The sequence below is a fragment of the Aquimarina acroporae genome, assembly GCF_023195925.1.
In the GTDB taxonomy this organism is placed as follows: domain Bacteria; phylum Bacteroidota; class Bacteroidia; order Flavobacteriales; family Flavobacteriaceae; genus Aquimarina; species Aquimarina acroporae.
In genome coordinates this window covers 273904-290971 of record NZ_JALPRE010000011.1, presented here as the reverse complement: position 1 = coordinate 290971, position 17068 = coordinate 273904, and the positions used below count along the sequence as shown (strand labels likewise).

Annotated in this window: 17 protein-coding genes; 9 read left to right on the top strand and 8 right to left on the bottom strand. The window is 35.2% G+C overall.

Features of this window, described 5'->3' with window-relative positions; translation table 11 throughout:
* The first annotated feature begins 123 nt into the window (after positions 1-123).
* From M0D21_RS17035 to M0D21_RS17000, 8 genes are all read left to right on the top strand, one after another.
* Positions 124-582, top strand: a complete 459-nt coding sequence (locus tag M0D21_RS17035) for a hypothetical protein (protein WP_248331773.1) — start codon at positions 124-126, stop codon at positions 580-582.
* 63 nt (positions 583-645) lie between these two features.
* Positions 646-2106: a lipopolysaccharide biosynthesis protein gene (locus tag M0D21_RS17030; RefSeq protein WP_248331771.1), complete on the top strand. Its 1461-nt coding sequence runs from the start codon at positions 646-648 to the stop codon at positions 2104-2106.
* A gap of 22 nt (positions 2107-2128) precedes the next feature.
* On the top strand, positions 2129-2563 hold the full coding sequence (gene dut / locus M0D21_RS17025; RefSeq protein ID WP_248331769.1) for a dUTP diphosphatase: 435 nt from the start codon (positions 2129-2131) through the stop codon (positions 2561-2563).
* A 50-nt stretch (positions 2564-2613) separates the two neighbouring features.
* On the top strand, positions 2614-3630 hold the full coding sequence (locus tag M0D21_RS17020; RefSeq protein ID WP_248331767.1) for a sugar phosphate nucleotidyltransferase: 1017 nt from the start codon (positions 2614-2616) through the stop codon (positions 3628-3630).
* A gap of 33 nt (positions 3631-3663) precedes the next feature.
* Entirely contained in the window at positions 3664-5037 is a 1374-nt protein-coding gene (locus M0D21_RS17015) for a tetratricopeptide repeat protein (RefSeq protein ID WP_248331765.1), read from the top strand.
* A gap of 6 nt (positions 5038-5043) precedes the next feature.
* Positions 5044-5817, top strand: coding sequence for a DUF4292 domain-containing protein (locus tag M0D21_RS17010; RefSeq protein ID WP_248331763.1), 774 nt, complete (start codon positions 5044-5046; stop codon positions 5815-5817).
* Complete coding sequence (locus M0D21_RS17005) at positions 5814-7043, top strand: murein hydrolase activator EnvC family protein (RefSeq protein WP_248331761.1); 1230 nt, start codon at positions 5814-5816, stop codon at positions 7041-7043. Before M0D21_RS17010 ends, M0D21_RS17005 begins: the two co-directional genes overlap by 4 nt.
* A gap of 107 nt (positions 7044-7150) precedes the next feature.
* A complete protein-coding gene (locus M0D21_RS17000; RefSeq protein WP_248331759.1) occupies positions 7151-9535 on the top strand; it encodes a right-handed parallel beta-helix repeat-containing protein in 2385 nt (794 codons plus the stop codon).
* Positions 9536-9569: 34 nt separating this feature from the next.
* On the opposite strand, the gene M0D21_RS16995 is transcribed toward M0D21_RS17000, so the two are convergent.
* The 3 genes from M0D21_RS16995 to M0D21_RS16985 form a co-directional block, all read right to left on the bottom strand.
* On the bottom strand, positions 9570-9737 hold the full coding sequence (locus M0D21_RS16995) for a hypothetical protein (RefSeq protein WP_248331757.1): 168 nt from the start codon (positions 9735-9737) through the stop codon (positions 9570-9572).
* A gap of 73 nt (positions 9738-9810) precedes the next feature.
* Positions 9811-10320, bottom strand: coding sequence for an acyl-CoA thioesterase (locus M0D21_RS16990; protein ID WP_248331755.1), 510 nt, complete (start codon positions 10318-10320; stop codon positions 9811-9813).
* A 208-nt stretch (positions 10321-10528) separates the two neighbouring features.
* The gene (locus M0D21_RS16985) at positions 10529-11506 is read right to left on the bottom strand and encodes an HU domain-containing protein (protein WP_248331753.1); all 978 of its coding nucleotides are present in this window, start codon (positions 11504-11506) and stop codon (positions 10529-10531) included.
* Between the two features lie 144 nt (positions 11507-11650).
* On the opposite strand from M0D21_RS16985, the gene dprA reads away from it, so the two are divergent.
* On the top strand, positions 11651-12754 hold the full coding sequence (gene dprA / locus M0D21_RS16980; RefSeq protein WP_248331751.1) for a DNA-processing protein DprA: 1104 nt from the start codon (positions 11651-11653) through the stop codon (positions 12752-12754).
* Positions 12755-12756: 2 nt separating this feature from the next.
* On the opposite strand, the gene M0D21_RS16975 is transcribed toward dprA, so the two are convergent.
* The 5 genes from M0D21_RS16975 to M0D21_RS16955 all read right to left on the bottom strand — a co-directional run bounded on the left by M0D21_RS16975 (position 12757) and on the right by M0D21_RS16955 (position 16752).
* Positions 12757-13110, bottom strand: a complete 354-nt coding sequence (locus M0D21_RS16975; RefSeq protein ID WP_248331749.1) for a SnoaL-like domain-containing protein — start codon at positions 13108-13110, stop codon at positions 12757-12759.
* Positions 13107-13985 carry a sterol desaturase family protein gene (locus M0D21_RS16970; RefSeq protein WP_248331747.1) on the bottom strand — a complete coding sequence of 293 codons (879 nt, stop codon included), beginning with the start codon at positions 13983-13985 and terminating at the stop codon, positions 13107-13109. The genes M0D21_RS16975 and M0D21_RS16970 overlap by 4 nt, the downstream gene beginning before the upstream one ends.
* Before the next feature lie 168 nt (positions 13986-14153).
* Positions 14154-15023, bottom strand: a complete 870-nt coding sequence (locus M0D21_RS16965; protein ID WP_248331744.1) for an AraC family transcriptional regulator — start codon at positions 15021-15023, stop codon at positions 14154-14156.
* A 75-nt stretch (positions 15024-15098) separates the two neighbouring features.
* Positions 15099-15806, bottom strand: coding sequence for an SGNH/GDSL hydrolase family protein (locus tag M0D21_RS16960; RefSeq protein WP_248331742.1), 708 nt, complete (start codon positions 15804-15806; stop codon positions 15099-15101).
* Between the two features lie 550 nt (positions 15807-16356).
* Entirely contained in the window at positions 16357-16752 is a 396-nt protein-coding gene (locus M0D21_RS16955; RefSeq protein ID WP_248331740.1) for a DUF6896 domain-containing protein, read from the bottom strand.
* Between the last annotated feature and the right edge of the window lie 316 nt (positions 16753-17068).

Below are 17068 nucleotides of genomic sequence, written 5' to 3'. Positions count from 1 at the left end.
GGGTATGCTTTAAGGTATATTGAATTGTCATCAATATTATTTTACGTAGATTATCCTTTATCTTTACTAAAATAAAAATTGGCATTACTTTTGTCTTTTCTTAAGAAATTCAACACTTGAAAGATGAACATAAGAAATATACTTACTCATATAACATTGCTAATGATTCTTGTAATCTTCACGCAATGTGCCAGTAGTCAAAAGATGGAGACAAATGCACCTGTAACAGTTAAAAGTCCGTATTTCGAAAAATGGTATGACCTTGATGATGCTGGGTTTACTCTTTATATTCCCATAGAAAAAAGCGAAAATGTAATATTAGAATACGCGTATTTCAAACAGAAAAAAATAGAACTTACCAAGGAAGAGGGTCAATCTGTATATGTAGGAAAATATACCTATGCCAAAAAGAATAAGGATTTGGTGATGAGTAGTGACCCCAAAGATGAATTTAATAATACGGTTCCTGGTATAGAAAGAATACCATATCGTCTCAAAGAAAATGAATGCGTAGTAGAGTATGTAAAAGAGGGTGAAAAGGGACATTTCAGAATACCAGCAGTTCTTGAGAAAATAAAGTAGAATACCAAACCTATCGATGGTGATAAAAAATTGTATTTTTACAGCTACAAGTAGCATCACGCATTGAGTATATTTCAAAAATTATTTAAGCAGACTTTTATTTACGGATTGGCAACAGTGCTTCCTCGCATGTTGTCATTTCTATTGGTCCCTCTATATACAGATTTATTGCCTACAGACGAATATGGGAAAGTTTCGATCATATTTTCTTATTTCGTACTGTTTAATGTAATACTGGCCTATGGTATGGAAACCGCATTTTTTAGATTTTTCAATAAAGAAAAGGATAAAGATAGTGTGGTGAGTACATCAACCATTTCCTTATTAATTTCATCTTTTGCTTTTTTCGCATTGGCTCTGGCTTTAAAAGACCAAATAGCATTGCTTACCGATATTAGAGCCGATTATATTCAACTGGTGATTTGGATTCTTTTACTAGATGCTTTGGTGATTATTCCCTTTGCTTGGCTTAGAGCAAATGAGAGACCCATTAGATATTCGGTGATCAAAATTTTAAACGTAGCAGTTAATCTTGGGTTAAATGTATTTTTATTAAAGTTTTTAATACCCTTATCTGAAGATTTCTCTGGGCTCAACAGATTTGTTTTTGAGGACTATGAGATCAACTATATTTTTATTTCTAACCTGGTCGCTAGTGCGTTAACACTATTGCTCTTACTTTCATTTTATGTAAAGGTTAACTATCGTTTTAATCTCCATCTTTGGAAAAAAATGATGAAATATGCGCTTCCGGTATTGGTTGCGGGAGTTGCATACTCTATAAATGAAACTTTTGACCGTATTTTATTAGATTATTTGTTGCCAAAAGACCTAGCAGAGCATATGGTGGGCGTATATTCTGCCTGCTATAAACTTGCACTGTTTATGACATTATTTGCAACAGCTTTTAGATTAGGGATAGAACCTTTTTTCTTTAACTACGCCGAAAATAAAAATGCTCCAGAAACGTATGCCCGAATAACTAAGTTTTTTGTGGCTTTTGGAGCCGTTATTCTTTTAGCCGTGATCGTTTTTGTACATATTTTAAAACAATTTATCATTCTCGACACTTCATATTGGGAGGCTATAAAAATTGTACCCATCATTTTACTGGCGAATTTGTGTTTAGGAATTTACCACAACCTATCGGTATGGTATAAAATTACCGATAGAACAAAATTTGGAGCCTATATTTCAATTGTAGGTGCTGTACTCACGTTAATCTTAAACTTTATATTAATACCCAAATATAACTACATGGGTTCTGCGGTTGCTACGCTGGCGGCGTATGGTTCTATGATGATATTGTCCTGGTATTTTGGAAGGAAATATTACCCAATTCCGTACAACCTTAAAAAGATAGGAACTTACCTGAGTATATCAATCACTTTTTCTATACTCTCCTTTTATGTTTTTGATAGCAATTATTTTATTTCTATCCCGTTGTTACTACTGTTTTTAGTAATTTTGTACGCCTCTGAGAAAAGGGAATTGAAAAACATAATAAGTAGACCAAAATCTTAATAAACAGGAAGTTTATACATCTATGCAAATTAAAATAATTAATAAATCTGAGCATGCGTTACCACACTATGAAACGATCGCCTCTGCCGGAATGGACCTAAGAGCCAATATACAAGAACCTATTACACTAGCTCCTCTCGAACGTACCATTGTAAAAACGGGATTATTTATAGAATTACCTGTAGGATACGAGGCTCAGGTGAGGCCTAGAAGTGGTCTGGCAGCCAAAAAAGGAATAACTGTACTTAATGCACCGGGAACTGTAGATGCAGACTATAGAGGAGAAATAGGAGTGATACTAGTAAATCTTTCAAACGAAAATTTTACTATTGAAAATGGAGAACGCGTCGCACAATTGGTCATTGCCAAGCATGAGCGTGCCGAATGGGTAGAGGTTAAAGAGTTATCAGAAACCACAAGAGGAGAAGGTGGTTTTGGAAGTACAGGAGTAAAATAACATAAGATCAATAAAACAATTAACCAATAATCGATCAAAAAATTTAGAGAATGAAAATTATTGTACCTATGGCAGGAAGAGGTTCTAGACTTAGACCTCATACACTTACAGTTCCAAAACCTTTAATTCCTGTTGCAGGAAGACCAATTGTTCATAGATTGGTTTCAGATATTGCCAAAGTACTGGGAGAACCTATAGAAGAAATTGCTTTTGTCTTGGGAGATCCAGCCTTTTTTGGAGATGATGTAGTAGCAAGCCTAACCGAACTTGCCGAAAACCTGGGAGCAAAGGCCTCGATATATAGACAAGATCAACCATTAGGAACCGGGCATGCTATTATGTGTGCCGCAGCATCTTTATCAGGTCCTGCGGTAATCGCATATGCAGATACACTTATTCGAGCAGATTTTAATTTAGATAAAGATGCAGACTCAGTAATATGGGTAAAACAAGTGGATCAACCAGAGGCCTATGGAGTGGTGAAGCTTAATGAAGAGAAGCAAATTGTAGAATTGGTAGAAAAGCCACAGGAATTTGTTTCAGATTTGGCGGTGATAGGAATCTATTATTTTAAAGATGTTGGGGTATTAAAAAATGAACTTCAGCATGTTTTAGATAACAATATCATTAATGGTGGAGAATACCAAATAAATGACGGAATCAAAAGAATGATGGCAGATGGGAAAGTTTTTGTAACCGGAAAAGTTGATGAGTGGATGGATTGCGGAAACAAAAATGTAACTGTAGAAACCAATTCTAGAATGCTAGGTTTTTTACAAAAAGATGGCGAAAAATTGATAAGCGATACTGTTCATCTTGAAAACTCAGAAATTATAGAGCCTTGCTATATAGGAAAAGATGTTGTACTTAAAAATTCTACCGTAGGACCTAATGTTTCATTGGGTGATGGTTGTGTTTTGGAGAATATGACCATTAAAAATAGCCTTGTGCAGAATAATACTATCGTAAAAAACGCTACCTTAGACAATGCAATGATTGGTAATAACGCAAGATACGATGGTAATTTTAAAACCATTAGTATTGGCGACTATTCTGTTTTGGAATAATTTGTGAGGGAAGTATAGTACTTTCTAGTTGATATGAGTATACGTTGGAGACATATATGTTTTTTAATCATTTTCCTGGTGACAGGAAATGTAACTACAATTGGTCAAGAGATTGAGCCTAAACAAGAGGTGAATATCGATGATCTTGGTAATGTCTCAGATGAGTTTCAGGAATACTTTTTTGAAGCATTAAAACAAAAGGCGATCACCAACTATGACAAGGCTATTGAAGCGCTTGAAAAATGTGTAGAGATAGATGCAGAACCCAACTTTTTATATCTGGAGTTAGGTAAAAATTACTTAGAGATCAAAGTATTTGAAAAAGCCGAAGCTAATTTTAAAAAAGTACTACAGGAAAAGCCTGATGATCGATATGTCTTAGAACTGTTGTATGAGGTGTATTTTAAAGAAGGTAAGTACAGAGAGTCTGCAGAGGTTGTAGAGAAATTGGTAGTGTTCAACTCTATGTTTAAGGAGCAATTGGCCAATTTGTATTATCTCGAAAAAAGATATGACGATGCCCTTCGTGTTTTAGATGAGTTGAATGAAGAATTGGGTGCAGATTCCTACCGTAAACAGCTTCGTAAAAGAATAGCTTCAAAGATTACCAATCCAGATAATCAAATCGCAAGACTTGAAGAGCGTATTAAGAAGAATCCGAAAGAGGAACAAAACTATCTTAATCTTATCTATTTGTACAGTAAAAGTAATCAGAAAAAAAAGGCATTTGAAGTAGCAACAACATTACTCAAGAAGAAGCCTAAATCTGAACTCGTACATTTGGCATTGTATAAGTTTTATCTAGATAGCAATAAAACTGAAGAGGCTATAGCTTCAATGAAAATTGCAGTAAAAAGCAATAAGGTAGATACCGAATCTAAATACAAAATCGTAAACGATTTTTTACAGTTTATCAATACAAACCCACAGTACGAATCCTCTCTTTCTGAGATCATGGATCTTATGCAAGGAGGACAACAAGATGCCAAGGTATATACCGAATTTGGTCATTTTTATTACAAAAAAGGACAGAAGGAACAAGCATTAAACTTTTATGAACGAGGTATAAAAGAAAATGCAAATGATTTTGAATTGCTTAGAAGGATTTTGCTACTGCAATTAGATTTAGGACGTTTTGAAAAAGCAGAATCGGGTAGTGAGTTGGCGCTAGAGATGTATCCTGCGCAACCCATTTTTTATTTGGTGAACGGAGTGTCTCTAATTCAGTTAGAAAAGGCAGAAGATGCGATTGATATTCTAAACTCAGGGATCGATTATATTGTAGATGACACCAAAATGGAATCAGATTTTTACAAACAAATTAGTGAAGCCTATCAAAAACTGGGAGATACAACCAAAGCCACAGAATATTTGCAAAAAGCCATTCAACTTCAGAAAAAATCATAATTACTAATGAATAAAGTAGTTTATCTATTATGTATCTCTTTGTTGTTCTTGAATTCCTGTAAGGGTACCAAAGAAGTGGCTACAACCAGAATTAAGAAGTTAAGCGCAGAAAAAGTAATTGCTAATCATTATAATAAGTCGTTTAATTTTGAAACCTTAAATGCCAAGATTAAGATTAAGTATGACGATGGCAAAAAGTCTTTTGGCCCAAGTGCAACATTGCGTATGGAAAAAGACAAAATGATTTGGGTAAGCGTAAAAATGTTAGGTATTACCCTGGCCAAAGCTCTTATAACTCCCGAAAAGGTAAGCTACTACGAAAAAATTGAAAACACATATTTCGAAGGTGATTTTAAGCTTCTTAGTGAGTGGTTAGGAACAGAATTAGACTTTGAGAAAGTGCAGCAACTTTTGTTGGGGCAAGCCTTATTCAATTTAAGAGATGATAAATACAAAGCTACGGTATATAACCAAACGTATCAATTAAAACCAAAAACAGAGCTAGCGTTATTCGAGCGCCTGTTTTTGATACAACCAGAGGGTTTTAAAATAGCTGAGCAACAGCTGAAACAACCTATTGAAAACAGAAATTTGAATATTATCTACAGGGAATATCAAAAGGTAGGAAATCAGGATTTTCCGAAGAGAATTCGAATAGATGCGGTGCAAACCGATAGCAAAACTACAATCGATTTAGAATATCGTGAGGTCGATTACAATGCAAGAGTAAGTTTTCCGTTTAAAATACCATCAGGATATAAGGAGGTTGTTATTCAATGAGAGTATTGCACATTATATATTTAGTAGTAGTATTGCTTTGTAGTGGCTCTGTAATTGCTCAAAGTTCTAAGCAACAACGTTTAGAAGAAGAACGGCAACGACTACGAGAAGAAATTGAACAAATGAAACAGCTTAGAGCCGATAATAAGCTTAAAGAACGTTCGGTTTTAGATGAAGTAGAAACTATAAACTCTCAAATTAGTACCCGCCAAAACCTCATAAAAATTACCAATCAGCAAGCAAATCTGCTTACCAGAGAAATCAATGTAAACCTTAAGCAAATTGATGTCTACCGCAAAGAACTCCATGTTTTGCGAACAGATTATGCCAAAATGATTAATAAATCATACAAGAGTAAATCTCACCAGAGCAGAATCATGTTTTTGTTGTCATCAAAAAACTTTGCGCAGGCGTATAAGCGTTTGCAATATATGAAGCAGTATAGTGAGCATCGTAAGGAGCAAGCAGAGCGTATAGAGAGCAATACAATGGAGCTTCAAAGGTTAAACAAAGACTTAACCCGACAAAAAGAGGACAAACAAACCTTAATAGCTGAGAATAGAGAGGCACAACAAAAACTAAAGGACGAGAAGAAGGAGCAACAGGTATTAATGGCTTCTATTCGAAAGAAACAAGGTGTTTATACCCAACAAATAAAGAAAAAGCAAGAGAAGGCCAGTGCCATCGATAAAGAGATCGAAAAGTTGATTCGAGAGGCTATTGCAAGAGCCAACCGAAAAGCAGGAAAGAAAGTAACCAAAAAAGGATCGGCCACCACTTTTGCTCTTACTGCTGAAGCAAAGGTACTTGCAGATAATTTTACTGCGAATAAAGGTAAATTACCTTGGCCTGTAGGTACAGGTAGAATAACCAAAAAATTTGGACGACAGCCGCACCCTACATTACCCAATATTCAAATTAATAGTAGTGGAGTAGAGATCGAAACAAGAGCAGGAGAACCTGCGAGAGCAATTTTTGAGGGAGAAGTCATTGCGATTCAAAAGCTAAAGGGAGCAAGCCGTTTGGTACAGATACGACATGGTAATTATATTACTACCTATTACAATCTTCAGAATATTTCTGTAAAAGAAGGCCAAAAAGTAACTACAAAGCAGTCGATAGGAGAGGTGCGAACCAACCCTACAACAGGAAGAGCGATAATGAAGTTCTTGATCTACCAAAATGCAAAACGATTAAATCCACAAAGTTGGATTTATAGAATGTAATATCGCTTGTAAAACTTCCTAAAGGTTTATTCAGATTGGGGGTAACATTTTTGTGCTTCTCTACATTAATCAATATCTAGATAAAAAATAACCTAAAATAGATATAGATGAAAAATATCCTATTAGTTGTATTGTGTATTCTATGTTGTTGTTGTAATCGAGATGAATATATCTCGACGCCTTCCGACATAAAGATTTCTAAATCGGCTTTTGCAAAAATAAATGCTGAGTGTCCTCATGTGGTCACCACGTATTCCGAAAATGATGCAGATTATGTAGTAGATAAGAAAGAAGATTTGCAATCTACAATAAACGCAGCAAGCCCTGGTGATATTATCTATGTAAAGGATGATGCGGTGTTTGAATTTGATGAGACAGATTGTAATTACTTAACCCGCGATTGTTATGGAAATGGCTCATCAGAATGTGCGTTTGTGATCATAGATAGACCCATAAAGTTAGTGAGTGGGGGAGCTAGTGGAAGCTATGGCGCGACATTTACCACTCCTGCTAGAATTTTACCTGAGAGATCAAGAAAATTGATAAGAATTGAGTCTGATAATGTTACCATAAGTGGGATAAAAATACTCGGTAACGATTTTATGACAAATATTGAAGATATTGATCATTTACCTCAGAAGGAGATAGACACAAGTTATAACGCTTATACCCCTGGTGTAACTGATGGTATTTTAATATGTGGATATAATAATTTAACGGTGGAAAATTGTGAGATATCAGGATGGTCCCAGGCAGGAATTCATCTTAAAAATTCTACAGGACATAAAATAATAAACAATTACATTCATCATAATATAAGATATGGGTTGGGATACGGAGTGTCATTTAATACCACAGAGACTGCTACTACCGATGGTTTGGTCTCATGTAATTCGTTTGAGTATAACAGGCATGATATAGCGGGGAGTGGCCACGAAAATGAAAGTTATGAAGCTTCTTATAATATAGTGGGATATGGAGGTCAACCTTCTTGGACCTATAGTTTTGATATGCATGGGAAAGCAGAATATGATAGCCTATGTCCAGACAAAAGAGCAGGTAATACCATCGAAATCCATCACAATAAATTCAATAATAGATTAATTCCTGCTTTTAGAATAAGAGGAATCCCGGTTGGTGAGGTATACATTCATAATAATAGTTTTGCCCAGGAGAACGAATGTGATGCGATTAAACAGAGTGTTTGTACTCATCTTCAGTCCGAATTCATTAATTTAAGAATAGAAAATAATACGTATGCATCAGATGAGTTGGGCATAACGAATAATTTTCTCTATTTAAATCAGGCAGACAAAATCATTAAATTTTCAGGAAATGTAAGTTGTGAAACGGCTATAGGTGAAATATCAAGAGGTTGGTCAAATTATAGTAGGTTTTTAGTTGGTAACTGGAGAAATGATGGTAACGATGATTTAATCGCCTATCACGAAGGGTTAAATGAGTTGCATTTGTATAAATTTAAATATGATGGTAGTGGCTTTTATTCTGGATATGATGAGGTAAGTAGCGGTTGGACAAATTACAGCGAGTTTCTTGTGGGAAACTGGAGTAACAATGGTACCGATGATTTAATCGCTTACCATAAAGGATTAGACGAATTGCATTTTTACAAATTCAGATATGACGGAACGGGTTTTTATTCAGGATATGATGTAGTAAGTAGTGGTTGGACAAATTACAGCGAGTTTCTTGTGGGAAACTGGAGTAACAATGGTACCGATGATTTAATCGCTTACCATAAAGGATTAGACGAATTGCATTTTTACAAATTCAGATATGACGGAACGGGTTTTTATTCAGGATATGATGTAGTAAGTAGTGGTTGGACAAATTACAGCGAGTTTCTTGTGGGAAACTGGAGTAACAATGGTACCGATGATTTAATCGCTTACCATAAAGGATTAGACGAATTGCATTTTTACAAATTCAGATATGACGGAACGGGTTTTTATTCAGGATATGATGTAGTAAGTAGTGGTTGGACAAATTACAGCGAGTTTCTTGTGGGAAACTGGAGTAACAACGGTACCGATGATTTAATTGCTTATCACAAAGGATTAGACGAACTGCATTTTTACAAATTCAGATACGACGGTACTGGTTTTTATTCGGGATATGATGTAGTAAGTAGTGGTTGGAGTAATTATACCCATTTTGCAGTGGGGAATTGGAGTAATAATGGTACCGATGATCTAATTGCTTATCATAAAGGGTTAAAAGAACTACATCTATACAAATTCAGATATGACGGTACAGGTTTTTATTCTGGTTACGATGTTCTTGCATCTAATATGGGATCATTTACACAGTTTTTTGCAAATGATATAAACCAAAATGGGAGAGATGACCTTATCGGAATTACCGAAACCAACGAATTCTATTTGTTGGTTAAAGATGGTAATGTAGTAACTAATACTTACATCGGTGTGTTCCCAGATTTAAAGATTTTCTTAAATGGAAATTGGAATTAAACGGTAACTTTTGGGTTATGCTACAGATTACTTTTTAAAAATTACAAGAAGTAATTTGTGGCATATTCAATTCAATTGTAGAAGTGTATTTTTTATTGTTGATTTCCTCAAAATAACGATACTTCATAAACAGTGTTAGCATCGATACTAATCCAATAAGAGTAATAAAAACTGAAAAGTTGATTTTACTTACTCGTTTCATTTGTGTGCGTTTTTCTTATTTTAAATATAGCAGAAAAACGGGATTGACTTCTTGACTTTAAGAAAGTTTTAGGTTATACAAAAAGCGCTTTTAGTTCTGTAGCGTCGTTGGGTTTCATTTTTCCTGCAAGCACGAGGCTTAACTGCTTTCTTCGTAGTGCAGCATCAAAACGCTGCTGTTCCAGTTCTGTTTCTGGTTTAATAGGAGGTACGGCTACCGGGCTTCCTGTTTCATTAACAGCAACAAAAGTATATATGGCTTCGTTGGCCTTGGTTCGTTCTCCACTTTGGCGATCTTCTACCCAAACATCTATAATCACTTCCATAGAAGATTTAAAAGCTCTTGAAACTTTAGCTTCTACCGTAACCACACTCCCTAGTGGAATGGCTCTATTAAATGCTACATGATTTACTGAAGCAGTTACTACAATTCTTCTAGAATGCCTTCCTGCTGCAATTCCTGCCGCGCGATCCATTCTGGCTAAGAGTTCTCCTCCAAAAAGATTATTTAAAGGATTAGTCTCACCAGGCAATACTAGATCTGTAAGAATGGTTAGTGATTCTGAAGGATATCGAGCTTCCATAAGATACTTTTTTTGGCAAAGATAATCACCAATGCATAACTTACACTATTCCTTTGAATAAAAGTATTTTGAATGTAAAATGTAAGGATGAGAATCCTTGATTGCTCTTAGTCAAAAAATGAAAAAGAGACAATTAAATAACTCAAGAGTTGCCAATATCAATAAGATACTGATAAACTATTAGAAGATATTTTTTTTGAAAAAAATGTTATTGAACCAATAACCAAGCTCTTGAACTGTGTTCTTTCTTAATTTTACTTAGCATTTGTAATGCTTGAGCACGATCTGAATAACTAGCATATGCAACTTGATGAAGCCCATATTTATTTACGCCAATTAAGCGTGCGTTGAAACCTTCAGATTTTAAGTTTTCAACTTTTTTATCGGCATTTGATGCAATTCTAAATGCTCCGGCTACGATGTGATAGTTTCCGGTAGTACTACCTTGAACCTCTGCTTCTGCTACTGAAGTTCCTTCTTCTTTCTTAGAAAGATTAAGGGTAATCGCAGGTAAGGGGTTAGATATATTAAACGTGGCCTCTTGTATTGTGTTTTGAATTTCTTCGGTAGCTTGTTTCTCTTGCTTGTTATTGTAAACTATATTGGCATTGCTTACCTCTTTCAAAGTGAAAAAACCTCCAATCCCTAAAACAATAGCTGCAGCCGCTGCATATTGCAGATATGGTCTTTCACGACGTTTTTCTGGAGTAAATGTAATAGGAGTAACCTCTTCAATAGCCTCAACTTCTTCTTTATATACTTCTCTGGTAATTTCTGGAGAAGCAAACGTATGTAAACCAAAAGCTTCTGTTAAATAGTTTACCTCATGTTGAGGTTCAAACTGTACGGTGTTTTCTACCGAAGTAAAGAAAGCACCAATTCCTTCTAATTCTACACGCTTACCTTGTGTTAAGCTATCTTGAATTGATAATACATAACGTTGAATTTTGGCAACAGCATCTGCATAAGAAATACCTTCAGCCGATGCAATATAATTGGCCAATAAACCATCGTTATTTTGTAACTGTCTATTAAAAGAAATTAATTTTTTAGGAGGAAAAAAAGAGTGTGTAGATTCCTGAATGCTTGCAGGTTCACGTCTGGTCAAAAACGCACCAAAACCTGGTAAAATTACACATTCATATCTATATAATAATTCACTTATGTACTTTGCTGTATAGTTCATCGCCCCCTCCTAAATGTTGTTTTTTCTGTATGTGGTTAAGTTACTCAAAGGTAAAAAAAAATGAATGTCATAAGAACTAAGCCTGTCGAATTTATCAACAGTTTTGATTTTTTTCGTTTCTTGTACTGAGATACAAATTGTTAGATGACCCAGGAAAAATTAATTGCGCTGCTTACCCTTAAAAAAGTAAAGAATCTAGGAGATACTTCTATAAAGAAACTCATACGAGAAGTGGGTTCTGCAGAGGCTGTTTTGTCTGAAAAAGTGAATAACCTTTTAAAAATTGATGGAATAGGAAAGGTGAAAATTAAAGATTTGCACAATCCTGAGCATCGCATCGCGGCCGAGAATGAGTTAAAATTTGTCGAAGCTCATAACATTGCTTTTACCGCATATGATCAGGACAATTACCCTGAAAAATTAAAGCATTGTATCGACAGCCCAGTCGTCATATTTAGTCGAGGAAACATCGATCTAAAACAAAAGAAAATAATAAGCATTGTTGGTACACGGCAAGTAACAAGTTATGGCGTTCGGTTTTGCGAAGAACTCATTGAAAATCTGGCCCCTCTCAACCCTGTAATTGTCTCTGGATTTGCATATGGTGTAGATATTACCGCCCAAAGAGCTGCTGTAAAACATGGGTTGCAAACCGTGGGTTGTTTGGCACATGGGCTAAACCAAATATATCCCAAAGCACATCAAAAATACATGGCGCAGATTGAAGAAAATGGAGGCTTTTTTACCGATTTTTGGAGTACCGATACGTTTGATCGCAAGAATTTTTTAGGAAGAAACCGAATTATTGCTGGGCTTAGCGAAGCTACGGTAGTCATCGAAAGCGCCAATAAAGGAGGGTCACTAGTCACAGCAGACATTGCCAATTCATATAACAGGGAGGTGTTTGCCGTTCCTGGCCGTGCTACAGATACTTTAAGTGAAGGCTGCAATATGCTTATTAAAACCCAACAAGCGCATATGCTTACTAGTGCAGCAGACCTTATTTACATGCTAAACTGGGAACTGGACAAAAAAGAACAACCTGTAGTGCAAAAAAAATTGTTCGTCGACCTTGAAGGAGAAGAAAAAAAGATCTACTCTTTTCTCAACATCCGAGGAAAAGAGCTGTTAGATATTATTGCATTAGAGTGTGAAATACCAACGTTTAAAGCAGCTTCTATTTTGCTAAACATGGAACTTAAAGGAGTTATAAAACCACTACCTGGCAAAATGTTTGAAGCGGTGTAAAACTATAAATAAAAGAACTGCTCCTTAGTAATTTTTTGATCGTTTACCTCATACACGATAATCTCATCTATAGCAACGCGTTGATCGTTTACCAAAGTAACATCTGTAACCATATGAATACTAAAATGATCTTTGGCAATTAAAGGATCCGACACCTGAAAGTGGTTCCACTGCTTAATTATCGATAAAAAGTTTTTTTCTTTTTGCATCATGGCTTTAAGCCCAGACACAGATTTTTGCTGATATGCTTCAGGTTCTTGATTTATAGCATCTTCTGCAAACCACTGCTTTTGTGCTTCCAAAAACTTCTTTTCTCGTAAAAGGGCGACTACTGCTGTTGCTATGGTGGTGGTCATAGATTATCGTTTTTAAAATATGAAGGTTTCCAAATAAGATTTCCGAAGATGATTTTAAATCTATCTTTCCAGGTTCTGCATTTTTTTACATCTTTCCAGATGTTTTTATATTCAATAAAATTGATGGTAATGGGATTGTTCGAATTGATGTTTTTGGTAAGCCCATAGATCACTTTTTCTTCTTCACGTTGAAAGGTGCCAAACAGTTTGTCCCAGAGGATTAATATGCCACCATAGTTCTTATCCAGGTATTTGGTATTCGACCCATGATGCACACGATGCACAGAAGGGGTATTAAATACTTCATCGAGCCAACCTAATTTTACGATTCGTTCTGTATGAATCCAGGTTTGGTATTGCGCTACAAAAAGCAATGCAATTATAGCCTGAAACGGATTGAAGCCAACGAGAATCATAGGGATTAGAAAAATCCATTCGATAGCACTTTCAACGATGCTTAAACGCATTGATATCGTAAGGTTGTAATCTTCAGAAGAATGGTGCACACTATGATTTGCCCATAATATGCGATGTTCATGCTCGATGCGGTGCATCCAGTAATAGGTGAAATCTGCTGCTAGTAGGGCAAGTGCCCAGGTCCAACCGTTCATCGGGATTTCTAATGGAGTGAGGTAATGAAAAGGTAAAAGGCAAATAATACCAATCGACCCAAATAGGGTTTTTTCGAGTAATTGTCCCATAAAAAAGATGATAATATTGGCTCCGGTATCTTTCCAGCGACGCTCTTTTGCTGTAAATACATCGAGAACTATTTCAAAAAAAATCAAAGAGATATTAATTATAAAGAAATACCCCACATAGGTTAAGACCTTAGAATTTTCAAAAAGGATAGTGATTTCTTCTATATTCATCATACGGTTATTTGTTATTTGGGAAAAAGTGTAAGAACCAGATCAAAGCCTGTAAACGCTAAAAAATGGGGTACCGTTATTTGTGAAACTTTGTTTTGCTCATATATTTGGCTTACAGTACAAAAGTAAGAGCAATGCTAGCTTGGGAGTTTGTTAGTTTTGGACAATCTCCTATTTGATAGGAATATAAATTTCGGTAAGTAGTTCGTTTGGTGGAGTGTTGGCATCGTCATTAAGAAAAAACTCTAAGGTTGGCTTGTCTTCTAGCTCCAGCTGTATATCGCTCATCCAATGAGAGTAGATATAATCATAGGTGATTAATGAATCTTCGTGTGACCCTTTATGCAAAAATTTGGCATATTTCTGAGGAGGAATGGTTTTGGTTCTAAACAGCCCTTTTGGAGTAAAAGATAAGGGTGATTCTAGAACCATGGCAGCATTATATCTGCAATGTAACTGATCTGTAATTTCATTATCGTCGAGAACTTCGGCTAGAAAAATACTATGATCATCGATAAGATTTTTTCGGGATGCAAACTTCAAAAGTTGATCCCAAACCTTTTTAATCGCTCCTAAATCTTCAAAAGAACCTTGATAGGTGAGGTATACAATATCCAGACCGGGTAATTCTTCTATTTCAAATGTTAATTGAGGTTCAAATGTTTTTGCATTTTCAGAAATAGCATTCTTTATAAGTTGTTGTTTGATTTCCTGAGCTTCTCTGAATTGAGAAGGAGAGCAGTTAAACTGATTTTTGAAAGCTTTACTAAACGCTGCTAAATCGCTATACCCTATTTCGAGTGCGATATCGGCTATTTGGGTGTCAGAAAATTTAAGGTATTGTGCAGCTTTTTCGAGCTTTATTCTTTTTATGTATTTCCCAATGGTTTCGTGATGCAGTGACAAGAAAATTCGATTTATATTTCGGTAGGAGTAAAAGGAAACATCTTCTATATCCTGTATAGAAATATTTTCTTTAAACTTCTTATCAATAAAATTAAGAAGTGCCTTATATCGATCTAATTGTGTAGGGTTACTCATATATTAGGCTTTCTGTGAAAGATACGCATCAGAAAATAGAATATGGTTGTCTGTTTTGGACAATTTAATACCGCTCTATTTTAAAATAGCGTTGGCGATAGGCAAAATTTCTTCGACCCATAAACTATATTGAAACGGGCTAGGGTGTAAATTGTCATCGGCCAGAGCATTGCTACCATCGCCCAGTTCTCTTGAGATAGGGGTAATGTCTATAAAAGCAATGTTGATCTCTGCACAACGTTGTTTCATGTAGGCATTATGCATGTCTAGCTCTCGGGCTATGTTTTCACTATTATATGAGCCAAAAGGGGTAACTCCATAATCTGGGATCGAAACGACAAAAACCTTTTCTTTTGATTCTGCCAGATCAATGGCAATATCGAGTAAGGTATTGAACTCTTCTTGAAATATTGAAAATTCTAAACCTCTAAACTGGTTATTCACCCCAATAGATAAAGACACCATATCTTGTTTAGTGGGCGATTGTTGTACTATGGCTTGTAGTAAATCACTGGTGGTCCACCCGGTTCTGGCAATGACAGTAAGTTCTTCTATGGTTCTTTCTGAGTTTTCAAGAGCATCTTTGAGCTGAAATGGCCAGCTTTCTTTGGGTTGTACACCTTGTCCAATGGTATACGAATCTCCTAAAGCGAGAAAAGAAAAAGACTTGGGTTCAACTTCTTCGACCTCATTGCTATCTGCCATTTCAGGGAGTTCTGTGTTTGATGTACAGCAAAACAATAACCAAATACCAGATAGTAAAATACATACTTTTCGAGTCATGACACCCAAGGTACAAATTAGTTTTTTGTCTGTATGAGAAACTTATCGGTTTTTTGGAACTACACATTCTTTCACAAAAACGATCACTACAACTGTGACGGTTTTATTTGAATTAGTTTTGGTTCACATTACAAATCTGAGCCATCGTATCATAAAGATCAAGGGTTTTGCCCTCTGTTTTTATAGGTAACACAACGGACTTTACCATTCACCGAAAGAAAACATAGGTTTGGTCGAAGACGAATGGTGTTTCGACAGCAGCACACCTATATTCTATTTTCAGAGTGCTACTTTTACACTGTAGTTGTTAATAAAGTAATCGGTTTTATGAAACATAAAGTAAGTAGCAAAGGCTTCCTCTAAAAAGAAACATAAAAGAACATCGTTAAAAAAATAAAGTGCCCCAAAACTAACATATCGTCATAAACAAAAAGCTATATCACCCCAATATAGCTTTTGTTTTTTTACAGTGTTTGTTGATAGCACGGATTACAAATCCGCGCTATTGGGTTTTACTTGATTTAATCATAGAATACGGGTGATCGGGAAGTTATTGATGTATTTGGTAAACCCCAGTTTCAATTCCTTCTATAAACACTTTAGATATTTTTCTTTTTTTCTCAAGTATCGATAACCCTAACTCGAAATCTTCTCTACTTAATTTTTTTAAATCCGGGTTAGTTTCTATAAAATTAAAAAATTTCCAAGGAGAAAATTTAATGTGGTTCTCATTTAATGGAGCAATATCATATTCGCATACAATCCCTTTTTTTTCAACCCTACAGCCAGCTCCATGAAAACTATATTTAAAACTATCTGTGCTGCCCTTTTTTGGGAAATTTGCATTTGATTTATTCCAAAAGTTATCTGGAATTTTATATTTAGAAGTTAATTCTTGTTCAAATTTTTCTACAAATTGAATGTATATTTTTAATGCTTCCTCCATGATGTTTTTAATTAAAAATCCGATAGCGCGGATTTGCAATCCGTGCGATACTACTTAAAACAAATATAAGCCCGAACGATCTGTTAATATATCTAATCTTTAATTAACGTCACGATTTGAAAAACAGTTATTAATATATAAATGATGTAATTGATCATAAAATTGAACATTTTAAATATAAAATGTTCTTTTATAGAGTTATTTGTTTTTACAGCAAATCTAATTGCTATTTTACCCAAAAGAGTAAGTGCAATAGGAGTTAAACTAAATGTAAGTAATATTAAAAAAACCTCATTTGAAGATAGTCTTAAGTAAT